At 55.1% G+C, this 14310-nt stretch carries 14 protein-coding genes and 1 tRNA gene; 6 read left to right on the plus strand and 9 right to left on the minus strand.

Annotated elements, in window-relative coordinates; translation table 11 throughout:
* Positions 1-444: 444 nt before the first annotated feature.
* Positions 445-535 (minus strand) — tRNA-Ser (locus tag AAY24_RS04885).
* A 218-nt stretch (positions 536-753) separates the two neighbouring features.
* On the opposite strand from AAY24_RS04885, the gene AAY24_RS04890 reads away from it, so the two are divergent.
* Both AAY24_RS04890 and AAY24_RS04895 read left to right on the plus strand, forming a co-directional pair.
* Entirely contained in the window at positions 754-1425 is a 672-nt protein-coding gene (locus AAY24_RS04890; protein ID WP_046858738.1) for a Bax inhibitor-1/YccA family protein, read from the plus strand.
* A gap of 65 nt (positions 1426-1490) precedes the next feature.
* The gene (locus tag AAY24_RS04895; protein ID WP_046861023.1) at positions 1491-1676 is read left to right on the plus strand and encodes a hypothetical protein; all 186 of its coding nucleotides are present in this window, start codon (positions 1491-1493) and stop codon (positions 1674-1676) included.
* A 74-nt stretch (positions 1677-1750) separates the two neighbouring features.
* Here the strand turns inward: AAY24_RS04895 and serS are convergent, their stop codons facing one another.
* The 6 genes from serS to AAY24_RS04925 all read right to left on the minus strand — a co-directional run bounded on the left by serS (position 1751) and on the right by AAY24_RS04925 (position 8097).
* On the minus strand, positions 1751-3025 hold the full coding sequence (gene serS / locus AAY24_RS04900) for a serine--tRNA ligase (RefSeq protein WP_046858739.1): 1275 nt from the start codon (positions 3023-3025) through the stop codon (positions 1751-1753).
* Between the two features lie 3 nt (positions 3026-3028).
* On the minus strand, positions 3029-3340 hold the full coding sequence (locus tag AAY24_RS04905) for a DUF190 domain-containing protein (RefSeq protein WP_046858740.1): 312 nt from the start codon (positions 3338-3340) through the stop codon (positions 3029-3031).
* A complete protein-coding gene (gene crcB / locus AAY24_RS04910) occupies positions 3337-3663 on the minus strand; it encodes a fluoride efflux transporter CrcB (protein WP_046858741.1) in 327 nt (108 codons plus the stop codon). The genes AAY24_RS04905 and crcB overlap by 4 nt, the downstream gene beginning before the upstream one ends.
* A 147-nt stretch (positions 3664-3810) precedes the next feature.
* Entirely contained in the window at positions 3811-5088 is a 1278-nt protein-coding gene (locus AAY24_RS04915) for a replication-associated recombination protein A (protein WP_082117234.1), read from the minus strand.
* Positions 5089-5165: 77 nt separating this feature from the next.
* Positions 5166-5759 (minus strand): outer membrane lipoprotein periplasmic chaperone LolA, encoded by a 594-nt coding sequence (gene lolA / locus AAY24_RS04920; protein WP_199930495.1) that lies wholly within the window; start codon positions 5757-5759, stop codon positions 5166-5168.
* A 37-nt stretch (positions 5760-5796) separates the two neighbouring features.
* Positions 5797-8097 (minus strand): DNA translocase FtsK, encoded by a 2301-nt coding sequence (locus AAY24_RS04925; protein ID WP_046861024.1) that lies wholly within the window; start codon positions 8095-8097, stop codon positions 5797-5799.
* A 321-nt stretch (positions 8098-8418) separates the two neighbouring features.
* Between AAY24_RS04925 and trxB the strand changes: the two genes are divergently transcribed.
* Positions 8419-9381 carry a thioredoxin-disulfide reductase gene (gene trxB, locus AAY24_RS04930; RefSeq protein ID WP_046858744.1) on the plus strand — a complete coding sequence of 321 codons (963 nt, stop codon included), beginning with the start codon at positions 8419-8421 and terminating at the stop codon, positions 9379-9381.
* 46 nt (positions 9382-9427) lie between these two features.
* Here the strand turns inward: trxB and AAY24_RS04935 are convergent, their stop codons facing one another.
* Complete coding sequence (locus AAY24_RS04935; protein WP_046858745.1) at positions 9428-10096, minus strand: flagellar brake protein; 669 nt, start codon at positions 10094-10096, stop codon at positions 9428-9430.
* 72 nt (positions 10097-10168) lie between these two features.
* Here AAY24_RS04935 and aat point away from each other — a divergent pair, with 72 nt between their 5' ends.
* The 3 genes from aat (at position 10169) to infA (ending at position 11968) form a co-directional block, all read left to right on the plus strand.
* Entirely contained in the window at positions 10169-10873 is a 705-nt protein-coding gene (aat, locus tag AAY24_RS04940) for a leucyl/phenylalanyl-tRNA--protein transferase (RefSeq protein WP_046858746.1), read from the plus strand.
* Positions 10860-11594 carry an arginyltransferase gene (locus tag AAY24_RS04945; protein ID WP_046858747.1) on the plus strand — a complete coding sequence of 245 codons (735 nt, stop codon included), beginning with the start codon at positions 10860-10862 and terminating at the stop codon, positions 11592-11594. The genes aat and AAY24_RS04945 overlap by 14 nt, the downstream gene beginning before the upstream one ends.
* 155 nt (positions 11595-11749) lie before the next feature.
* Positions 11750-11968, plus strand: coding sequence for a translation initiation factor IF-1 (infA, locus tag AAY24_RS04950; protein WP_029134356.1), 219 nt, complete (start codon positions 11750-11752; stop codon positions 11966-11968).
* A 23-nt stretch (positions 11969-11991) separates the two neighbouring features.
* Here the strand turns inward: infA and clpA are convergent, their stop codons facing one another.
* Entirely contained in the window at positions 11992-14250 is a 2259-nt protein-coding gene (gene clpA / locus AAY24_RS04955; RefSeq protein ID WP_046858748.1) for an ATP-dependent Clp protease ATP-binding subunit ClpA, read from the minus strand.
* Positions 14251-14310: the final 60 nt, after the last annotated feature.

Consider the following 14310-nt stretch of genomic DNA (forward strand, 5'->3'; position numbering starts at 1 on the left):
GCGTCCCGACGACCACATACTTCTGGGAGCAAATATTGTACAACGGTCATTATTAAAGGTATCGAGCGCTCTATAACGACCTTTTTTGGGACCGGTATCAACCCCGCTGACAGGAATTGATCCATACTTTCCCTGATTCCAAGCCTTCGAGCTTTGCCATCAACGTCCAGATCGGCTCCTGCCGATCTGTCGAACCGAGAGTTCTCATCAAATCCTGTACACTTCACCAAATAAAAAGCCCCGCGCAAGGCGGATATCGTACCGATATAGTGTTTGCACATAGCTGGCAGGGATTGATTCGCGCCATCCCTGGCGCTCACCCTCCGGGCGTTGCCTGCGGCAACGTCCAGATCGGCTCCTGCCGATCTGTCGAACCGAGGGCTCTCTTCAAATCCTGTACACTTCACCAAATAAAAAGCCCCGCGCAAGGCGGGGCTTTTTATTTGGCGGAGAGACAGGGATTCGAACCCTGGGAGGGCTACAAACCCTCGCTGGTTTTCAAGACCAGTGCATTCAACCGCTCTGCCATCTCTCCAAAATTTCGAGTTGCGAAGAATACCCGATCCGGAAAGGTTCCGCCAGCCCTTGGCCACACAATTTTAACACCTTGATTTGTTGAACATTCGCCACAATTCAGTATGCTATGATCATTCGAATAACTATGAACCAATACGCTGTTCTGTAGTCATACAAAACAGATCGACCGTTTCAATAAACCTGCATAACCATCGGATTTAATGGAGAAAATGCAATATGAACCGATTTAACCAGACTATTGCCCACCCCGCACAAAGCGGAGTCGCAGTAAATAAAGTCATCAAGAACACCTACATGCTGCTTTCCGCCACACTCCTCTTCAGTGGCGTTATGGCGATGGTGTCGATGTTCTTTGCCATGCCCCCCATGGCCTATATGATTTCTGTTATCGGCGCCATGTTGCTGGGGATGTTCGTGCTGCCACGTACGGCCAACTCTTCCGCCGGCATCGGTGTTATCTTCCTGATTACCGGTATGCTTGGCTTTGGCCTGGGTGCCATTCTGACCCTCTATCTGCAACTGCCACACGGACCCCAGACCATCGCCACCGCACTGGGCGGCACCGGCGTGATCTTCCTGGGACTTTCCGGTTATGCACTGACCAGCAAACGTGATTTCAGCTTCATGGGTGGATTTGTATTCGCCGGCATGCTGGTCATGGTGGTGGCGATCATTGCCAATATTTTCCTCCAGTTGCCCTTCCTGTCACTGGCTATTTCCGCTGGCGTGATGTTGCTGATGAGTGCTTTCATCCTGTTCCAGACCAGCCAGATGATCAACGGCGGTGAGACCAACTACATCTTTGCCACCTACAGTCTGTACATGGCGATATTCAATATCTTCATCTCGCTGCTGCAGATCCTGGGCGTCTTTGGTGGGGATGACTAATCTGCCCGACTGACTAGAACCTGTTAAGACCCCGGCTGCTGCCGGGGTTTTGTTTGGAGAAGTTGATGGATAATATCTGGCTGCAGATAGCGCTCGCCGCCACCATGGGTATGATGCTGTTTTTCCTCTACCCCAGCGCCAAACGGTGGATGCAGGACGGTCCCAAGGCTCAGCAGGGTGACTGGATGGCGGCAGTGGTCCCGCTGCTGGCGGTGGTGGGCTTTGTACTACTGTTGATCATGCTGGTCTGATTACCTGGCCTTCGCCCTGAACCAATAAAAAACGCGGCCCCTGGCCGCGTTTTTTACGCAAAGCTGATCAAACATCAGCCAAGACGTTCAATACCGCCCATGTAAGGCTTCAGTACATCCGGGACAACGATACTGCCATCGGCCTGTTGGTAATTCTCCATGACAGCAACCAGAGTACGGCCAACCGCCAGCCCGGAACCATTCAGGGTGTGCACCAGTTCGGGCTTGCCGGTCTCCGGATTCCGCCAGCGCGCCTGTAGTCGGCGCGCCTGGAAATCTTCAAAATTGGAACAGGAGGAGATCTCCCGGTAGGTGTTTTGTGCCGGCAACCAGACTTCAATATCGTAAGTCTTGGCGGCGGAGAAGCCGATATCTCCCGTACAGAGCGTTACCACCCGGTAAGGCAGGCCGAGCCTCTGCAGGATTTTCTCCGCATGCCCGGTCAACTCTTCCAGAACCGCGTAGGAGTCGGCTGGTCGAACTACCTGCACCATCTCGACCTTTTCAAATTGATGCTGACGAATCATGCCCCGGGTATCGCGGCCGTAGGACCCCGCCTCGCTACGGAAACAGGGTGTCTGGGCAACCCATTTCCGCGGCATATCCCCATCCTCGATGATCTCGCCCCGCACCAGGTTGGTGACTGGCACTTCTGCGGTCGGGATCAGGTAGTAGGGAAACTCACCCGAGAGCTTGAACAGATCTTCCTCAAACTTGGGCAGTTGACCCGTTCCCTGGAGGCTGTCCGCATTCACCAGAAACGGGACATAGGTCTCTGTATAGCCGTGTTCGCTGGTGTGGGTGTCCAGCATGAACTGGGCCAGCGCCCGATGCATGCGGGCAAGTGGCCCCTGCATGGTAACAAAACGGGAGCCGGTCAGTTTGGCTGCGGTTTCGAAATCGAGCCACCCCAGGGCAGCACCGAGATCCACATGATCCTTGGGTTCGAATTCAAACGTTTTCGGCTCACCCCAGCGACGCTCTTCCCGGTTATCGGACTCACTGTCACCTTCGGGAACCGAGCTATGGGGAATATTGGGGATTCCCAGGGCGATTTCGCTCAGTTGCTCCTGCACCCTGTTCAGTTCATCCTGCGCCTTTTTCAGCGCCTCCCCCAAGTCGGCAACCTCGGCCAGTAGCGGCTGGATATCTTCACCGGCGGCCTTCGCCTTGCCGATCTGTTTGGATCGGCTGTTGCGCTGGTTCTGCAACTCCTGAGCACTCACCTGGAGCCTCTTTCTGGACTCTTCCAGAGACTGGATGCGAGCCACATCCAGTACAACTCCGCGCCGCTTCAGTTGCTCGGCGGTGGCTTCAAGTTCGGTTCTGAGTAAACGGGGGTCAAGCATATTTTATTCACCACTGTTAACGGTAGCCGACCAACTGACAATATGGCCCGGCTTAATGAAAGAGTTCAGATGATCCAGTACACCGGAAACTTTTTCCGGTGCATCAAAAAACTCCAGAATAATGGGCAGATCCAGGGACATATCCAGCAGCGATGATGAATGCAGGATGCCAGTCTGGCCAAATCCAGCGATCCCTCGAAACGCCGTCACGCCGGCCACTTTTTCCTGATCGTGCAGCAAACTCATCAGTTGCTGGTATTGATGCTGTCCTTCGGTCAGGTAGATTCGAACCATGGTTACCGGTTTGCCGCTCATAGCTGTCTCCCAAGAATCACTCCGGCCCAGCAGGCCAGCACACAGGCACTTACCGAAAGCAACATATTGAGGCCAGCCTTGAGGAAATCCGCCTGTTCAATCAGGTTGATCGTCTCAATGGAAAAGGTGGAAAAGGTGGTAAAGGCGCCCAGAAAACCCACCAGCAGGGCCCCTCTCACTTCAGGAGTGACACTCATCCGCTCCAGAAACAGGATATAGAAAAAGCCCATGACCAGGGAACCCAGGACATTAACCACCAGAGTGCCGTAGGGAAACCCCCTGCCGAACACGCCGTAGATACCGTTGGATACCCAAAAACGCATTAATGCGCCGAGTGCACCGCCTGCTGCAATGGTTAAAACCTGGAACAATATTCACGCCTCAACGGCCACCGCGCCTCGCCGGCACTCAAAAGGAGCTATTTTACACACTGTAGGAGGACTGGAACACCGGACAGAAAACTACCCCCGTCAATCGTTCGGCACCTCGCCCCGGGCCTTCCTATCCAGCGCGCGCAATCGTTCAAGTTTCTCGGCGATTTTTATCTCCAATCCCCGCTCCACCGGATAGTAATATCGCCGCTCCGGCAGTGTCTCGGGAAAATAGTGTTCCCCGGCTGCGTAGGCATCGGGTTCATCGTGGGCATAACGATAATCTCGTCCGTAACCCAGCTCTTTCATCAATCGGGTGGGCGCATTACGCAGGTGCACCGGTATCTCGTGACTCCCCGATTCCCGGATATCCTGCATCACCGCCTTGTAGGCGAGGTAGACCGCATTACTCTTGGGAGCGCAGGCAAGATAAAGAATCGCCTGGGCGATCGCCAACTCCCCTTCCGGGCTGCCCAGCCGTTCCTGGGTCTCCCAGGCGTTCAGGGCAATCGTCAAGGCCCGCGGGTCGGCATTACCGATATCCTCCGAGGCCATGCGTACCACCCTTCTGGCGATATAGAGTGGATCGCAGCCACCATCGATCATGCGGGCGAACCAGTAGAGTGCCCCATCCGGTGCAGAGCCCCGCACCGACTTGTGCAGGGCGGATATCTGGTCATAAAAGCCATCCCCACCCTTGTCGAAACGGCGCAGATTGCCACCCACCACCTCTTCCACTGCAGATCGACTGATGCTGCCTCCGCTGGAGAGGTCCGCAGCGATCTCCAACAGATTCAGGGCGCGACGGGCGTCACCGTCTGCGGCTTCAGCTATCAACCGCCGCAGCTCCGGTTCCAGTTGCAGGCCGCGCCCACCCAAGCCCCGCTCAGAATCCATCAATGCCTGATCAATAATCTGCTCAAGCTCTTCCGGCCCTAGGCTTTTCAATACATAGGTACGGGCTCTGGAGAGCAATGCATTATTCAGTTCAAAGGAGGGGTTCTCCGTCGTAGCACCGATAAACAGTACCGTGCCATCTTCCACATGGGGTAGGAAGGCGTCCTGCTGTGCCTTGTTGAAGCGGTGCACCTCGTCGATAAAGAGCACCGTTTTCTGTCCGTTCAACCGATACGCCTCCCGCGCCTTGTCAACAGCGGCACGAATATCCTTCACACCGGAAAGTACGGCAGAAAGACTGAGGAACTGCGCCCCGGAGTGGTGAGCAATCAGGGTGGCCAGGGTTGTTTTTCCAGTGCCGGGAGGTCCCCAGAAAATCACCGAGTGCAACCGGTCTGATTCAATTGCCATGCGCAACGGCTTGCCCTCACCAACGATATGGGCCTGGCCGAGAAACTGATCCAGATTACGCGGGCGCATCCGGTCGGCGAGTGGACGCGTCAGCTCGGGCGCATCTTGTGAAAAAAGATCGTTATCGGACACCCGGTTACCTGTGATCAGCGTTCATAAAGGTCGTAATAAGCCGGTCGCTCGAAGACAAAAAGGCTGGGCTTCAAGGTGGGGTTCTGCTGGATATCGTAAAACTGAAAGCGGGTGACCTGACCGAAAGTATCCGTCATCTCCATCCGCTGCAACAGATTGTCATGGAAAGCGAGCAGCACCCGGATAAACTGACTCTCCTTGTCCCGCGGGATCAGTTCAACCCAGGCAAACCCCTGGCTGTCGCCGATATCCACCACTTCAAAATGCTTCTCCACCGGATCGCCGCCGATCAGAAACATGGCGGGCGTACCCTGTAAGGCAGATGACTGGGACTGCACACTCACCTGTTCCAGTTCCGGATCCAACAACCAGATCTGACGACCATCGGCTATAATCTGCTGCTCATCCGGTTCCGAGTAATCCCAGCGAAAGCGCCCGGGACGCTGCATATAAAAGACCCCCTGGGAGCGGGCTGCCAGCTGCTGCTGGGGATCCAGCACCGACTGTTCAAAACTGGCCTGCAGACTCTGCATTCCGGTAAGGAACTGTTCCATCTGCGCCAACGACGAACTGGCCGAGACCGGTGTGGATACCCAACACAGCAGCACCAGAAGCCACTTACATCTGTTTAAATAATCAATCACATCACATCTCAGGGGGTGGGGGCGCCAGCACCTCACGATTTCCGTTGGATTGGGCGGGAGAGACGATGCCGGTTCGCTCCATCTCTTCGATTAATCTGGCAGCCCGGTTGTAACCGATCTTCAGACGGCGTTGAACACCCGAAATGGAGGCCCGCCGCGATTCGGTTACGATCTGTACCGCCTCGTCATACAGGGGATCACTATCTTCCGTATCCGCTGCTTCACCAGAGAGACCAGGAATCACCTCGGTTGGTTCCTTAAGAATCTCTTCAATATAGTCCGGCTTACCGCTTTTCTTCAGGTGATTAACCACCCGGTGTACTTCGTTATCATCCACAAAAGCACCGTGCAGACGCTGGGTGAAACTGCCGCCTGGCTGCAAATAGAGCATATCGCCATGCCCCAGCAGATGTTCTGCCCCCATCTGGTCGAGAATGGTGCGGGAGTCAATCCGGGATGAGACCTGGAAAGCGATACGGGTAGGAATATTGGCCTTGATCAGACCGGTAATGACATCCACCGAAGGGCGTTGAGTGGCCAGCAGCAGATGGATGCCGGAGGCCCGGGCCTTCTGGGCCAGACGGGCGATCAGCTCTTCAACCTTTTTCCCCACCACCATCATCATGTCCGCCAGTTCATCGATAATCACCACGATATAGGGCAGGCGCTCCAGATTGGGCACCTCCTGGGCCTCGAACAGCGGGTCCGGTTGGAACAGGGGATCCTTGATCGGCTCGCCACGTTTTTCGGCCTCGTCCACTTTCTTGTTATAACCGGCTATATTTCGAACCCCCAAGGCCGCCATCAAGCGGTAGCGCCGCTCCATCTCCCCCACGCACCAGCGCAGGGCATTGGCTGCCTCCTTCATATCGGTGACCACCGGCGTCAGCAGATGGGGTATCCCTTCATAAACCGACAACTCGAGCATCTTCGGGTCCACCATGATCAGCCGGACCTCTTTGGGGGAGGCCTTGTAGAGCAGACTCAGGATCATGGCGTTGATCGCCACCGATTTACCCGAACCAGTGGTACCGGCAATCAGGGCGTGGGGCATCTTACCCAGGTCCGCCACCGCCGGATTACCGGCAATATCCTTGCCCAGCGCCAGGGTCAGACGGGACTTGGCCGAATCATAGGCCTCCGATTTCAACACCTCGCTCAGGAACACCATCTCCCGATGTTCATTGGGAATCTCCAGACCGATGACACTCTTACCCGGAATCACCTCCACCACCCGCACGCTGATGGTGGAGAGGGCGCGAGCCAGATCCTTGGAGAGATTAGTGATCTTACTGGCCTTGGTGCCGGGGGCCAGCTGAAGTTCAAACAGGGTAATCACCGGTCCCGGATGGACCGCCACCACCTCCACCTCAATACCGAAATCCTTCAGCTTCAGCTCGACCAGTTGGGACATGGCTGCCAGGGCCTCCTTGGAGTAGCCCAGGCCGCTCTTCCTGGCTTCGTCCAGTAGACCGAGAGGCGGCAACCCGCCCTCTTCCGCCGTATCGAACAGTTGGACCTGCTTCTCTTTCTCCACCCGTTCGCTGGTTTTCACTTCCCGAATCACCGGTTCAATCTTCGGCGGAGCGCGCTTCTCAATCCGCTTCTTCTCGGCCTTGAAGGTTTCACTGCGGCGCTTTTTCACCTCTTTCGCCTTGTGCGCTTCCGCCCAGCGCCCCTGGAATGTGGCCAGGTAACGCAAAAACCGCAGTACCAGCCCACCCAGGCCATCCATCACCCGGAACCAGGAGATGCCGGTAAACAGGGTGAAACCCGAGAGCATCAGGGCCAGCAACAGCAGGCTGCCCCCGGCAAAGCTAAAAACACTTACCAACTGTTGGCCAAAAAAGGCCCCCAACATGCCGCCGGAGCCACCCGGCAGAAATGTCGCGATATGGGATAGATGCAGTGCCGCCAGGCTGCTGCCAGCCCCCAGGGTCAGCAGAAAACCGATCCATCGCAGGGCCACCATGGGGATATTCAGACTGTTGTCCGGATTACGCTCCTTCAGGATTAACCAGCCGCTCCAGCCAATCATGATCGGGAACAGGTATCCCCAGAGACCGAACAGATTTAATAACACATCTGCCAGCCAGGCTCCCACCAACCCACCGGCATTCTCGGCAAACTCCCGTGGACCAGCATAGGACCAGCCCGGGTCGTTGGGCGCGTAGGTCACCAGCGAAAGCATCAGGTAGGCCGAAATGGCCACCAACAATACCAGCGCGCCCTCCCTGAGCCGCTGGCCGGCAACGCTTCCCACGTCACTGCGCAACTGTTCTGTTTGACTGGCTTGTGCCACCGTATCCACCAAAATAAAAAATAGATTCTAAATTATATAGTTAGAGTAGCTATCTAGTCTAACTTGATAGCTATTGATCACCTAACACCCGGAGTGGTTTTCGTGAGGGAAGCTTCATCTAGCCTACAAAAAGAGTCTTTACCCTCCATCACGCTTTACGTACCATCGTCACCCATCTTGCCCTTGGGCTTGAAAACCGAGCGCTAGCGGGTGTAATCCGCCTTCAAGACGGAAATACCCATGGTAATCTATTGAGTGCCTGTTCCACCCCCGTCTTGGAAGTGGTTCAGATTGCATGGACATTCGCAGGAGTAATTATACATGAGTGATACCAAGCATTGCCGCCTCCTGATCCTCGGATCGGGACCTGCAGGCTATACCGCGGCCGTGTACGCAGCCAGGGCCAACCTGAACCCGGTCCTGGTTACCGGAATGGAACAGGGTGGGCAACTGACCACCACTACAGAGGTGGATAACTGGCCGGGTGATTTTGCCGGCGTGCAGGGACCGGAACTGATGGATCGCATGCTGAAACATGCCGAACGGTTTGATACCGAGATTATTTTCGACCACATCAAGTCAGCAGACCTGTCAGAGCGTCCATTTCGATTGACCGGGGATCAGGGCAGCTACACCTGTGATGCGCTGATCATTGCTACCGGCGCCTCGGCACAATACCTGGGACTGGAATCGGAAGAGAACTTCAAGGGCCGCGGCGTGTCAGCCTGCGCCACCTGCGACGGTTTCTTCTACAAGAACCAGAAAGTCGCCGTAATCGGTGGCGGTAATACGGCAGTTGAAGAGGCACTCTACCTCTCAAATATCGCCTCCGAAGTGGTTGTAGTGCATCGTCGGGACAAATTCCGCTCCGAGAAAATCCTTTCCGACCAGCTCATCCAGAAGGCCGAAACCGGCAATGTCACCATCAAATGGAACCATGTGCTGGATGAAGTGCTGGGCGACCAGAGCGGCGTCACCGGCATGCGGATCAAGAACGTCCAGGACGGCAGTACCGAGGAGATCGACCTGATGGGAGTCTTCATTGCCATCGGGCACAAGCCCAATACGGACCTGTTTGAAGGACAGTTGGAGATGCAGCACGGCTACATTACGGTCACCGGCGGCGTTGAGGGCAATGCCACCCAAACCAGCATTGAAGGCGTGTTTGCCGCGGGCGATGTAGCTGACCACATCTACCGTCAGGCAATTACCTCTGCCGGTACCGGCTGCATGGCGGCGCTGGATGCAGAGCGTTACCTGGACGCCAAGGAAGCTGAGCAATAGCGAGACCGCGGATACCGGCCGGTAGCAGCCGTCCGGTGTCCGCCATTCATTGATCCCCGGCCTTCAGCTGTAGCACACAGCTATTCAACAACACCTCCTGTGTCCGATCGATTTTCAGATAAGAGACGCCACAGGCGTATCTGGTCTGTTCCCGGTCCAGTCTGTCACTGATCGCCGCGCGGTTGCAGATCTCGGTGACCAGGGTCAACTGTTCGGGCTCACCGCACACCTCGATATCCAACTTCATCACCAGTTGTTCACCCGTTCGGCCCAGCGGCTCGATACTCTCAAGCCTTGCCCCCGTCATACTGAGGTCTTTCACCAACACCGGCTGCCAGGCATTCTCATCGTCCCCGTAACGGACATTTCTTACCAGGGCCGGCAGGTTGGTGGATACCCGTTCGGCATTTCGAATGGCAAGACTCTCGATCTCTTTCGGGTAACTCATGTGGAGATGGGGATAGGGCTTGCTGGAGGAGTGAGTAACTGTCACCACAAAGCCGAGCACTTTACTGCCGTGTAACAGGCGTACAGCGAAGCGCACACCCTCCTGGATCAGTTGCACCTTTTTCCGCACTACCGGTGTAGTCACGATTATCCCCTGCCCCGGCAGGGAACCAATCAACATAACCGTAAACCGGTCATGCTTCTCGGGCGATATCCGCTGGAGCTGGATCATCTTGCCGACATGGAGATTCAGAATATTTTCAGGCATGGTATTTATTTCCAGATACCTATATTGTTTTCATATCGCAGAGATTAACCGAAAAGGCAAGCATTAGCGCCCATGATTTCATTGCTTGATCCGGATAACCCGGAGGAGCCATTCCCTCCGGTTGAACAGGCCGAACGGGAACCTGACGGACTGCTTGCAGTGGGTGGAGACCTCTCCCCTACGCGCCTGCTGAACGCCTACCGGCATGGCATCTTCCCCTGGTACTCGCTCGGCCAACCCATACTCTGGTGGGCACCAGATCCCAGAACCGTTCTGTTTCCAAAGCGCATAAAGGTTTCCAGAAGCCTGGCCAAAACCCTGCGCAATCGTGATTACCGCTTCACCTTCGATAGCGCCTTTGCCGACGTGATCGACGCCTGCGCCACACCACAACCGGGCCGGGAAGAGACCTGGATAACAGCGGAGATGAAACAGGCCTATATCCGGCTACATCAGCTGGGGCACGCCCACTCTGTAGAGATCTGGGAACAGAACCGGCTGGTGGGCGGACTCTACGGCATTGCCATCGGCCGGGTGTTTTATGGTGAATCCATGTTCAGTCGGGTGCGTGACGCGTCAAAGATAGCCCTGGTCCACCTGGCCCGCTATCTGGACGACAAAGAATTCGGATTGATCGATTGCCAGGTCTATTCCGCCCACCTGATTTCCCTGGGAGCGGAAGAGATCCGGCGCCAGCAGTTTTGCGAATATCTGCAACACTTCTGTAATCAAGCGGGATTGACCGGCAGTTGGACCGAGACCCATGATAAATCGTGACAACGGGCAATCGATGACGGTACAACTCTATATATCACCGGAACAGGAGTGCCCCTACCTGGAGGGGAGACAGTCAAGAAGCCTGTTTGTAGACCCGTACCGGACCCACTCGATGTCACTCTATGAAGCGTTGATCGATCAGGGATTTCGACGCAGCGGAGACAGCATCTACCGACCCGACTGCCACGCTTGCAATCAATGTATTCCCATGCGTGTCCCGGTAAACGATTTCCGCCCCCGTCGAATACAGCGTCGGATATGGAACCGCCAGCAGTCGCTCTACCGGGTTATTGAACAACCGGCTGCATTTGACCCGGCCCATTATGAGCTGTTTCAGCGATATATGCAGACACGCCACCCGGATGGCGGAATGGAAGCGACCAGTGCGGAGGGTTACCAACAGTTTATTGCCAGTAGTTGGTCCACCAGTCACAGCTATGCATTTTATCAGGGAGAGAAGCTGATTGCCGTGGCGGTCACTGACATTCTCCGGCAGGGCCTGTCCGCCGTCTATACCTTTTACGATCCGGAACTGGAACGGAACAGCCTGGGGGTTTTCTGCCTGCTCTGGCAAATAGAGATGTGTAAAAAACGCGGTCTACCCTGGCTCTATCTCGGCTACTGGATTCCGGGATGCAGAAAAATGTCCTATAAAAATCAGTATCTTCCTCACGAATTGCTTATCGATGACGCCTGGGTCCGGGTTTCAAAACGTCAATAAAATAAAACCGTGAACCCTTCTCGGCCGCCTGAACTGGCCAAAATAGCCACAAATCACTTGCCTTCAAACCATTTTCAATCATAATTGCGCCCTTATTATGATCGGCAATGTGTTATAATCCGCCGATTAAAACCCAGGTTAAACCAGGAGAACGAATGGCAAAAGAAGACTTTATTGAGATGGACGGTACGGTTATAGAGACCCTCCCCAACACCATGTTCCGTGTTGAGCTGGAAAACGGTCACGTCGTTACAGCCCATATCTCAGGCAAGATGCGTAAACACTATATCCGCATACTCACCGGGGACACCGTCACCGTTCAGCTGACCCCTTACGATTTGAGCAAAGGCCGCATCACCTACCGCGCGCGCTAACCGAAATTGAACGAAACGCTGGGTTAGTGTATGGCACAGCCCTCCATCTCCAGCGTCAGCTCACCATCGACCACCGTCACTTTGATGTGACCGCCATCGGACAACGCGCCAAACAACAGCTCCTCGGCCATTGGCTTCTTGATCTTTTCCTGGATCAGGCGCGCCATCGGGCGGGCGCCCATGCTTGAGTCATAGCCATGGGTTGCGAGCCACTCTTTGGCTGTATCGTCAACGGTCAGGGTTACGTGTTTCTCTTCCAGTTGCCCTTCGAGCTCGAAGATAAACTTGTCCACCACGTTCCCGATCACATCCAGCGGCAACGGCCTGAATTGAACAATCGCGTCGAGCCGATTGCGGAATTCCGGTGAAAATATCTTTTTGATCGATTCCATGCCATCGCTGCTGTGATCCTGGGAGGTGAAGCCAATCGAGGCTCTGGCCATCTCCCCGGCGCCGGCGTTGGTGGTCATCACTATTACCACGTTTCTGAAGTCGGCCTTGCGACCGTTATTGTCGGTCAAGGTGCCATGATCCATCACCTGCAGCAGCAGGTTAAACACATCCGGATGCGCCTTCTCAATCTCATCCAGGAGCAGAACCGAATGGGGGTGTTTGGCGATCTCTTCGGTCAACAAGCCACCCTGGTCATAACCAACATAGCCCGGAGGGGCCCCGATCAGACGGGAGACAGTATGCCTCTCCATGTATTCAGACATATCGAAGCGGATCAATTCGATACCCATGATACGAGCCAGCTGTCGTGTCACCTCGGTCTTACCCACGCCGGTCGGACCGGCGAACAGGAAGGAGCCAACCGGCTTTTGTTCGGTTCCCAGGCCTGAGCGACTCATCCGGATCGCTGATGTCAATGTGGAAATGGCCTCATCCTGGCCATACACCACCATCTTCAGATCACGATCCAGGTTTTTCAACGCCTCCACATCGGAGACGGAGACACTCTTTGGCGGGATACGGGCCATTTTGGCAATGATATTCTCGATATCCTCTACTTCAATCGACTGCTTGCGATTACCCGCATCCTGTAACTGGACACTGGCACCGGCCTCATCAATGACATCAATCGCCTTATCGGGCAGATGCCGATCATTGATATAACGCTCCGCCAGCTCGGCTGCTGTCCGCAGAGCCTCATCGGAGTAACTGATTTGATGATGCTCCTCAAAGCGGCTCTTCAGGCCTTTCAATATGGCGACAGTCTCCTCCACGGAGGGCTCCTCCACATCGATCTTCTGGAAGCGGCGTGCCAGCGCCCGATCCTTCTCGAAAATTCCACGGAACTCCTGATAGGTGGTCGAACCGATACAGCGCAGCTCCCCAGAAGCCAGCACCGGCTTGATCAGGTTTGAAGCATCCATCACACCACCGGATGCCGCTCCGGCACCGATAACCGTGTGAATCTCGTCGATAAACAGGATGGTTTCGGGCTCCTTCTTCAGCTGAGCCAACACCGCCTTGAGTCGCTTCTCAAAGTCACCCCGATACTTGGTGCCGGCCACCAGACTACCCAGATCGAGCGAATAGATCGTGCACCCAGAGAGAACCTCGGGCACCTCCTTATCCACGATCTTCTTGGCCAGCCCTTCTGCTATTGCCGTTTTCCCGACACCGGCCTCACCCACCAACAACGGATTATTTTTCCTGCGGCGACAGAGTATCTGGATAGTGCGCTCGATCTCATGATCCCGACCAATCAGTGGATCGATCTTGCCCAACCGGGCCTGCTCATTGAGATTGGTGGAAAAGTTGTCCATTGGGTTGGTGGATGGCGATTCCACCTCAATTTCATCGCTGCTGCGGCTGATTTCATCCCGCTGCTCCGACTCGCCATGCACCTTGGAAATACCGTGGGAGATGTAGTTAACCACATCCAGACGAGCAATATCCTGTTGATGCAGAAAGAAAACCGCCTGGGACTCCTGTTCACTGAAAATAGCGACCAGCACATTGGCGCCGGTTACTTCATCCCGACCGGAAGACTGGACGTGATAAACGGCGCGTTGCAGTACACGTTGAAAACCGAGGGTTGGTTGCGTCTCATGGTCCGTATCATCCGGCAGCAACGGGGTAGTCTCCTCGATAAACTGATCGATATCGCGCCGCAACACCTCGGTATCCGCACCACACGCCCGCAATACATTAACTGCAGTTGGGTTATCCAACAGAGCCAACAACAGGTGCTCTACCGTCATGTACTCATGATGCCGGTCCCGCGCCTCCATGAAGGCTTGGTTCAGGGTAAATTCGAGCTCTTTACTTAACATGGCAGACCTTGGCTTCCTGGTAACATTAAAGTGACTGGTGTAAGGGGCTATACCCTATTG

The sequence above is a fragment of the Sedimenticola thiotaurini genome, assembly GCF_001007875.1.
In the GTDB taxonomy this organism is placed as follows: domain Bacteria; phylum Pseudomonadota; class Gammaproteobacteria; order Chromatiales; family Chromatiaceae; genus Sedimenticola; species Sedimenticola thiotaurini.

Coding starts and splice junctions, on each gene's coding strand:
- AAY24_RS04890 (WP_046858738.1), top strand. CDS start 754: ATGAACCGATTTAACCAGACTATTGCCCACCCCGCACAAAGCGGAGTC.
- AAY24_RS04895 (WP_046861023.1), top strand. CDS start 1,491: ATGGATAATATCTGGCTGCAGATAGCGCTCGCCGCCACCATGGGTATG.
- serS (WP_046858739.1), bottom strand. CDS start 3,025: ATGCTTGACCCCCGTTTACTCAGAACCGAACTTGAAGCCACCGCCGAG.
- AAY24_RS04905 (WP_046858740.1), bottom strand. CDS start 3,340: ATGAGCGGCAAACCGGTAACCATGGTTCGAATCTACCTGACCGAAGGA.
- crcB (WP_046858741.1), bottom strand. CDS start 3,663: ATGCGTTTTTGGGTATCCAACGGTATCTACGGCGTGTTCGGCAGGGGG.
- AAY24_RS04915 (WP_082117234.1), bottom strand. CDS start 5,088: ATGCGCCCGCGTAATCTGGATCAGTTTCTCGGCCAGGCCCATATCGTT.
- trxB (WP_046858744.1), top strand. CDS start 8,419: ATGAGTGATACCAAGCATTGCCGCCTCCTGATCCTCGGATCGGGACCT.
- AAY24_RS04935 (WP_046858745.1), bottom strand. CDS start 10,096: ATGCCTGAAAATATTCTGAATCTCCATGTCGGCAAGATGATCCAGCTC.
- aat (WP_046858746.1), top strand. CDS start 10,169: ATGATTTCATTGCTTGATCCGGATAACCCGGAGGAGCCATTCCCTCCG.
- AAY24_RS04945 (WP_046858747.1), top strand. CDS start 10,860: ATGATAAATCGTGACAACGGGCAATCGATGACGGTACAACTCTATATA.
- infA (WP_029134356.1), top strand. CDS start 11,750: ATGGCAAAAGAAGACTTTATTGAGATGGACGGTACGGTTATAGAGACC.
- clpA (WP_046858748.1), bottom strand. CDS start 14,250: ATGTTAAGTAAAGAGCTCGAATTTACCCTGAACCAAGCCTTCATGGAG.